The sequence below is a fragment of the Shuttleworthella sp. MSX8B genome (assembly GCF_000524295.1).
GTDB classification, from domain to species: Bacteria; Bacillota; Clostridia; order Lachnospirales; family Lachnospiraceae; genus Shuttleworthia; species Shuttleworthia satelles.
Genome location: NZ_JAQT01000010.1, coordinates 88,236 through 95,488, shown reverse-complemented (window position 1 = coordinate 95,488; position 7,253 = coordinate 88,236). Strand labels below are relative to the sequence as shown.

The 7,253-nt window shown below is 53.5% G+C and carries 5 protein-coding genes; all 5 read left to right on the top strand.

Features of this window, described 5'->3' with window-relative positions; translation table 11 throughout:
- The first annotated feature begins 288 nt into the window (after positions 1-288).
- Entirely contained in the window at positions 289-426 is a 138-nt protein-coding gene (locus tag HMPREF1508_RS10855; protein WP_198015545.1) for an LPXTG cell wall anchor domain-containing protein, read from the top strand.
- A 451-nt stretch (positions 427-877) separates the two neighbouring features.
- Positions 878-1,915, top strand: coding sequence for a DUF5692 family protein (locus HMPREF1508_RS02375; RefSeq protein ID WP_044959084.1), 1,038 nt, complete (start codon positions 878-880; stop codon positions 1,913-1,915).
- A 164-nt stretch (positions 1,916-2,079) separates the two neighbouring features.
- The gene (locus tag HMPREF1508_RS02370; RefSeq protein ID WP_044959082.1) at positions 2,080-4,863 is read left to right on the top strand and encodes an FAD-dependent oxidoreductase; all 2,784 of its coding nucleotides are present in this window, start codon (positions 2,080-2,082) and stop codon (positions 4,861-4,863) included.
- Positions 4,864-5,208 (top strand): hydrogenase maturation nickel metallochaperone HypA, encoded by a 345-nt coding sequence (locus HMPREF1508_RS02365; protein WP_044959080.1) that lies wholly within the window; start codon positions 4,864-4,866, stop codon positions 5,206-5,208.
- A gap of 109 nt (positions 5,209-5,317) precedes the next feature.
- A complete protein-coding gene (locus HMPREF1508_RS02360; protein ID WP_242834481.1) occupies positions 5,318-7,168 on the top strand; it encodes an aminopeptidase P family protein in 1,851 nt (616 codons plus the stop codon).
- Positions 7,169-7,253: the final 85 nt, after the last annotated feature.

Here is a 7,253-nt window from a genome sequence, read left to right as displayed (position 1 = left end):
GAAGCGCGGAGCAATCCGGTGATCATCAAGGAATTACGACACGCCCCTGCATGAGCATGAAGGCACGGTCTTCAACGGCCAGGCCAAGGCCGACACCAATTACACGGTTCGCGGAATCATGAGACCAATCCCCTGAGCGGGAAGACCATCCGCTTCAGCTTTAACTGGGAGGCAGAGCAGCTGCCCTCAGGCGCGGATGCGATCAATCCGACCAGCAAGGATATCAGCTTCACCCTCAAGTATAAGGCTGCCCCCGCACCCAAGCCTGAGCCCAAGCCAAACAAGCCTGTGGCTCCTGTAAAGGATACCAAGATTGCGCCCAAGACGGGCGACCAGACTCAGCTTCCCATCTACGCGAGCCTCGCAGTCGGCGCGCTTGCAATCGGACTGTTTGCATTCGCCAGAAAGAGGAAGGCTGACAGGTAATTGCGCAGATCCGGCTGATTATGCGGATTCAGTTGATAACAAAGATCGGCTGATGGCACAGATCATCGGATACAAACAAAAGCATAAAATCGCTGAAGGCTGACTTGCCATACCTGCCTGTTCCCATGAGCGGAGCAGGCAGGGGCGGTCAGCCTTTTTGCAGGTCTTTTAGCATTTGTGCAAAATAGACAAATTCATCCCCGATTTTTTTACATGAAAACTGTTAGCAGGAGCTAATACCAAAGAAAGCCGCTAATTTGGCCGATTTCAAGAAACGATTGTGCATCATATTTATTTTGATTTCCTCTTTTACATAAAATCTCCGGGAAATCCTTTTGAAATTTGCATTTTTTAATATAATTGATTTTATGTAAAAGTTTGCGGCAATAAGATAAGAGTCTGCCCTATAAGGCGGACTTCGGATTGCTTTACAGCGAAAGGGGTAGTGAAAATGTTTTTTCAGGTTTACGGTGATTTGTCCCTCTATCAGGTCCTGGGCTGGATTCTGGTCTTCGGAGGACTCATTCTCTTCAACGAAATTGAGCGCAGATCTAAAATCGGCGGCTATGGGATTTTTGTCGGACTTTTGGCCGGTCTGTCGATATACTTTATTGCCATCTATGTCGGAGCCGCGCAGAAAGCCGAGTGGGCGCTGAATAACCCGACCTATATCCATATGAATTCCTGGTTCCACTATGCCAAGCTCTATGCCGCTTCTGCCGGCTGTATCGGCTTTATGCTTCTCAAGTACAAGAAGGGAATCGGAAAGACCCAGTGGTTTAAGGCATTTCCTTTTCTGATTGTAGCCATCAATATTCTGATTGCTGTGGGAAGTGACTTTGAGTCCGCCATTCGCGGTTCCATGGCTTTAGCCGAGACAGGGAGCAGATGGTGGCTGTCCTCTGAGGGAGTCTGGCTCTATGGCGGCTGGTGGAACTGGGCTAACGGAATTGCCGGCCTGATCAATATCTTCTGTATGACCGGCTGGTGGGGAATCTATTCTTCCAAGAAGAAGGACGATATGCTCTGGCCCGATATGACCTGGGCCTATATTTTGGCCTATGACATCTGGAATTTTGAGTATACCTATCTGAACCTGCCCACGCACTCCTGGTACTGCGGCTTCGCCCTTCTTCTGGCGCCCACGGTTGCCGCTATCTTCTGGAACAAGGGCGGCTGGATTCAGAATCGGGCCAATACCCTGGCGACCTGGTGTATGTTCGCCCAGGTATTCCCGACCTTCCAGGATGCCTCTGTCTTCTCGGTTCTTCCCGTGCTCTACGCGGACGGTTTCATGAGGACCGATGTTCACCCGGCTACGGCTGCACCCCAGGTCGGCGGAATGGTCGCTGTCTTATCCATCCTGGTGAATCTGGCATTGCTTTTGGCTATCATCAAGAGGTCTAAGAGAAGCGGAATCAATCCCTATCGGGGAGAGATCTGGAAGGGAACAAGGGACTTCGATGAGGCTATGGCGAGAGCGGAGTGACTTGCCCGTGAGCTTGCTCTTTGAGGTCATTGATGGGAGAGGACTGACGAGAGAATTTTCACTTATGAAGTTTTGAAGCGTCAATTGAGTTACAGAAAAGATCTGCGGGCTTGTCTGAAGCATACGCGAGCCTGCGGATCCTTTTCTTATGAAAGGGGTTTTATATGTCGTTGAACCGACCGGACTACATCAGGGATGACGGACCGATCAGAGAGCCGATTGTCAGGCTGGCCAAGATGATTACAGATCGCGTGCCGCAGCACCTTGGACTGACCAAAATCACAAAAGAAGATCCAGAGTACTGGGCTTTAGCCGCGATTGCTACAGACCAGGAGGCCAAGATCGCCCTGGAGATGGGACTCCGCAAGCCGAGAACTTTTGCGGAGATCAAGCGACTGAGCGGACTGGACGACAAGACCCTGGAGGATTGTCTGTCTCATATGTCCTACACGGGGCTTCTGGAATATCACTGGGAGAACCTGGATGGCAAGAACCCCGGACATGAGAAGCGCTGGCAGGTGCCTATGTTTGTGCCCGGAGTCGGAGAGTTCACCAACATGAATGCCGACCTTCTGGAAGAACACCCGGAGTTAGGCCGCTTCTTTGAGCGGATGACCTTTTTGCCGCTGGAGAAGGTGACCCCTATGGTTCCCCCGGGAGGAGCCGGTATCGGCATGCACGTCATTCCCGTCGAGAAGGCGATCGCAATGGAGGATCATTCCGTCTCCATTGAGCATATCAGCCACTGGCTGGACAAGTACGAGGGAAAGTATGCCGCTTCTCCCTGCTCCTGCCGCATGTCCAGAAAGACCTATGATGAGGGCTGTGCCGACGATCCGGCGGACTGGTGTATCGCGGTAGGGGATATGGCGGACTATGTGGTGGAGACCAATAAGGGCGGCCGCTATATCACGAAAGAGGAGGCCTTAGAGATTTTCCAGAAGGGAGAGGATAACGGCTTCGTCCATCAGATTACCAATATTGACGGAGAGGATAAGATCTTTGCGATCTGCAACTGCAATGTCAATGTCTGCTACGCTCTTAGAACTTCCCAGCTCTTTAATACGCCCAATATGTCAAGGTCCGCCTACGTGGCCCATGTAGACAAGGAGAAATGTGTGGCCTGCGGACGCTGCGTCGAGTACTGTCCGGCAGGGGCCCTGAAGCTGGGACAGAAGCTCTGCAGGGCGGATGGAACAGAGGTCAGCTATCCGAGACAGGTCCTTCCCTCTGAGCATAAGTGGGGAAAGGAGATGTGGAATGAAAACTACAGGGATGACAACCGGGTGAACAGCCATGAGTCCGGCACCGCTCCCTGCAAGACTGCCTGCCCAGCTCATATCGCCGTCCAGGGCTATCTGAAGATGGCGGCGCAGGGGCGCTATCAGGAGGCTCTGGCTCTCATCAAGAAGAACAACCCCTTGCCTGCCATTTGCGGAAGAATCTGTAACCGCAGGTGCGAGAGCGAGTGTACCAGAGGAAGGGTCGATGATCCGGTCGCAATTGATGAGGTCAAGAAATTCCTGGCCGATCTGGACCTGAAGGAAGAGACCCGTTATATCCCAAAGAAGGTTGTTCCCGCGACAAAGGGCCATTTTGACGAAAAAATCGCCATTGTGGGCGCAGGCCCTGCCGGACTCTCCTGTGCCTTTTATCTGGCGCAGATGGGGTACGCGCCGACCATATTTGAGAAGAATGCCATGCCCGGCGGGATGCTGACCTATGGGATCCCGTCCTACAAGCTGGAGAAGGATGTCATCCTGGCCGAGGTTGAGATTATCAAGGCCATGGGAGTCGAGATTCAGTATGGGGTGGAGGTAGGTAAGGACATCAGTCTGGATGAGCTCAGGGCACAGGGTTACCGGGGATTTTACCTGGCGATCGGCTGTCAGGGGGGCAGAGGACTCGGTCTTGACCACGAGGACGCCGAGGGAGTGATGACCGCGGTCGATTTCTTAAGAGAGGTCGGAGAGAAGAAGGCATTTGACATCCGAGGAGATGTCGTCGTCATCGGCGGAGGAAATGTGGCCATTGATGTGGCCAGGTCTGCCGGCCGCTGCGGGGAGGCCAAAATCTCCATGTTTTGTCTGGAGTCCAGAGAGATCATGCCCGCCTCCTCGGAGGAGATCAAAGAGGCCGAGGAGGAAGATATTCAAATCAATCCCGGCTGGGGACCCAAGGAAATTCTGACAGAGGACGGTCGGGTCAGCGGGGTCGTATTCAAGCGCTGTATCCGGGTCTTCGATGACCAGCATCGCTTCGCGCCCGAGTACGATGAAGACGACACCATGACAGTCTCCTGCCGCCATCTCTTCTTATCCGTAGGCCAGTCCATTCTCTGGGGAGATCTGCTGGCGGGATCCAAGGTAGAGCTGGGAAGAGGACAGGGGGCAGTGGCTGACCCGGTCACCTATCAGACGGCACAACCCGATATTTTCGTCGGAGGTGATGTCTATACAGGCCCAAGCTTCGCGATTGACGCCATTGCTGCCGGAAAGAAGGCGGCGACCTCTCTGCACCGCTTTGTTCAGCCCCACTCTACACTCACCATCGGGAGGAACCGCTGGGAGTTCAACATGCTGGACAAGGACGACATTCGCATCGATGACTATGATCACGCGGGACGTCAGGAGGTTCACTATCAAGAGGGGAGAGATCCCGAAGGCAGGGACTGGAAGAAATCCTTCCGTGAGTCAAAGCTGACCTTTACGGAGGACCAGGTCAGGGCGGAGACCGCCCGCTGTCTCTCCTGTGGAGCCAGCATTGTCGATCCGAATCGCTGTGTCGGCTGCGGCATCTGTACGACCAAGTGCGAGTTCGACGCGATTACAATTCACCGTGACCGGCCGGAATGCTCTGAAATGCATGTGGCGGAGGACAAGATGAAATATATTCTGCCCTATGCCGCCAAGCAGGCCATCCATATCAAGTTTGGAAAGAAGAAATAAATGCACGAGCTCGGGGTCGTATTTCACATTGTAGATCAGCTGACCCAGGTCGCTGAGGAGAATCAGGTCGAGAAAATCAGCGCTGTCACCCTGCAGCTGGGAGAAGTGTCGACCGTCATTCCGGACTATCTTTTGGACTGCTGGCGCTGGGCGGCTGACAAGCGGGACCTTCTGCGCGGAGCCGGGATGAACATTGAGACCATTCCGGCTGTCTCCCATTGCAATGGCTGCGGGCAGGACTACGGGACAGTGGAGCATGGGAAGATCTGTCCCAGCTGCGGTTCGGATCAGACCTGGCTTGTTCAGGGCAACGAGTTCATTATCAAGGAGATTGAGGCGGAGTAGCTGGAAGAGGACAGGTCGGAGAGAAAAACGACTGGAATCCGCCCGGCCTGACTGTTATGATCTGTTAGGATAAGAGAACCGCAGATGAGACAAGAGAAAGTGTGACGACTTGATCGCAGAAGTTTTAAGCCGGGTTAGAGCCTGCATGAGAGAGGAGGGAGTCAGTTATTATCTGATTTCTTCTTCGGACGAGCATGCCTCCGAGTATGTGGGAGACTACGACAAGACCAGCCTCTGGCTGTCCGGCTGCAGCTCAGATAACGTTCGCATTCTGATCAGTCAGACAAAAGCCCTTCTCTGGACAGACGGCCGCTATTTTATCTCCGCGGCCCAAGAACTTGAGAATAGCGAATATGTTCTCATGAAATCGGGCCAGACCGGCGTTCCAAGTCTGTGCGACTATCTGGACGCCAGCTTGAAGGAGGGAGATTGCCTGGCATATGACGGGCGAACCTTTTCTTACGCGGAGGGGTTACAATACCACAATCTGGCAGAGAAACATGGATGTGAATTAAACAATCGTTTTGCGCCCCAGGACAGACTCTGGACAGATCGCCCGAATAGAGCCTCGCATCCGGTCATTGTCTTAAAAGAGGACCTGACAGGCGAGTCCTATGCGGACAAGCTATCCGGGGTCAGGGCAGCTATGGCCGCTAAGGGGGCCGACCAGCTGATTCTCTCCAAGCTGGATGATATCATGTGGCTGCTCAATATCAGAGGAGCAGATATTGCCTGTAATCCGGTGGCTCTTTCTTATTTTTGGCTGACAGACCGCGGGGCCTTTTTGTTTCTCCAGAAGAGTGAGATCACAGAGGAACTGCGTACCTATGCCAGAGAGCAGGAGATCACCCTGGAGGATTACAATGAGACCTTTGAGATCCTTTCCGGGCGGCTGGCGGATTCGGCAGCAAAAGATCCGGACTCAGCGATGACCGGCGATCAGAAGCCGATCAAACTCATGCTGGATCCCAGATCCTCCTCTGACGCTATGGTCTCACTGGCGGCCTCCTGTCTGGGAGCTGAAAACCTGATTCTGGCCGCCAACCCGACAGAGATGATGAAGGCCGTCAAGAATTCTGTGGAGATCTCTCATATCAGAGAGGTCTATCTGCAGGACTCTGTGGCTGTCTGCAGGTTTATCGCCTATGTAAAGAAACACGCGAGAGAGGGGTGCTTGACGGAGCTGTCAGCAGCTCGCTATCTGGAGGGCCTGCGTGCTGAACTGCCCGGCTATCTGGATCTCTCCTTTGAGACGATCTGCGCTTATAACGCCAATGCCGCTATGGCCCACTACGCGCCGACAAAAGACGACTGCGCCAGGATAGAGGGCAGAGGTTTTCTTCTGGTGGATTCAGGGGGACAGTACTTAGGCGGCACGACCGACGTGACCAGAACCATCTGCCTGGGGGAATTGACCGATTCGATGAGAGAGGATTTCACCACGGTTGCCGTCTCTAATCTCCGTCTTCTTTTTGCCCGCTTTATGGAGGGCTGCTCCGGTATGGTGCTTGACGCGATTGCAAGGGAACCCCTCTGGGAGAGGCATAAGAATTTCAACCACGGTACCGGGCACGGGATCGGCTATATTTTAAATGTCCATGAGGGACCGCAGGTGATCCGCTGGAGAGATCGAATCCCTGAAGACCGGACCTCTTTTGTCCCGGGGATGATCACCTCAGACGAGCCGGGAATGTATATCGAGGGGCAGTACGGGATTCGCACCGAGTCGATTACCCTCTGCGTGGAAGACTGCGTCAATGAATACGGAAGATTTCTCTGCTTTGAGCCATTGACCTATGTGCCGATTGATCTGGAGGGCTTGAAGCCGGAACAGATGGACGCTTCCGATATCGATAAGCTCAATCGCTACCACAAAATGGTATGGGAGAAGATCTCTCCCTTCCTGAAGGGGGAAGATCTGGAATGGCTGAAACAGGCGACAAGGCCGGTCTGCGCTTGAGAGATGACAGAGCTTTTCCTGAAATCTGTGTGATCATACTTTTGAAATGGATGCGTATCCAGGGTCTGGGCGCAGATAAGCATCC

Bases quoted from the DNA above. Each gene is read 5' to 3' on its own strand.
- HMPREF1508_RS02365 (WP_044959080.1), top strand. From the start codon at position 4,864: ATGCACGAGCTCGGGGTCGTATTTCACATTGTAGATCAGCTGACCCAG.
- HMPREF1508_RS02370 (WP_044959082.1), top strand. From the start codon at position 2,080: ATGTCGTTGAACCGACCGGACTACATCAGGGATGACGGACCGATCAGA.
- HMPREF1508_RS02375 (WP_044959084.1), top strand. From the start codon at position 878: ATGTTTTTTCAGGTTTACGGTGATTTGTCCCTCTATCAGGTCCTGGGC.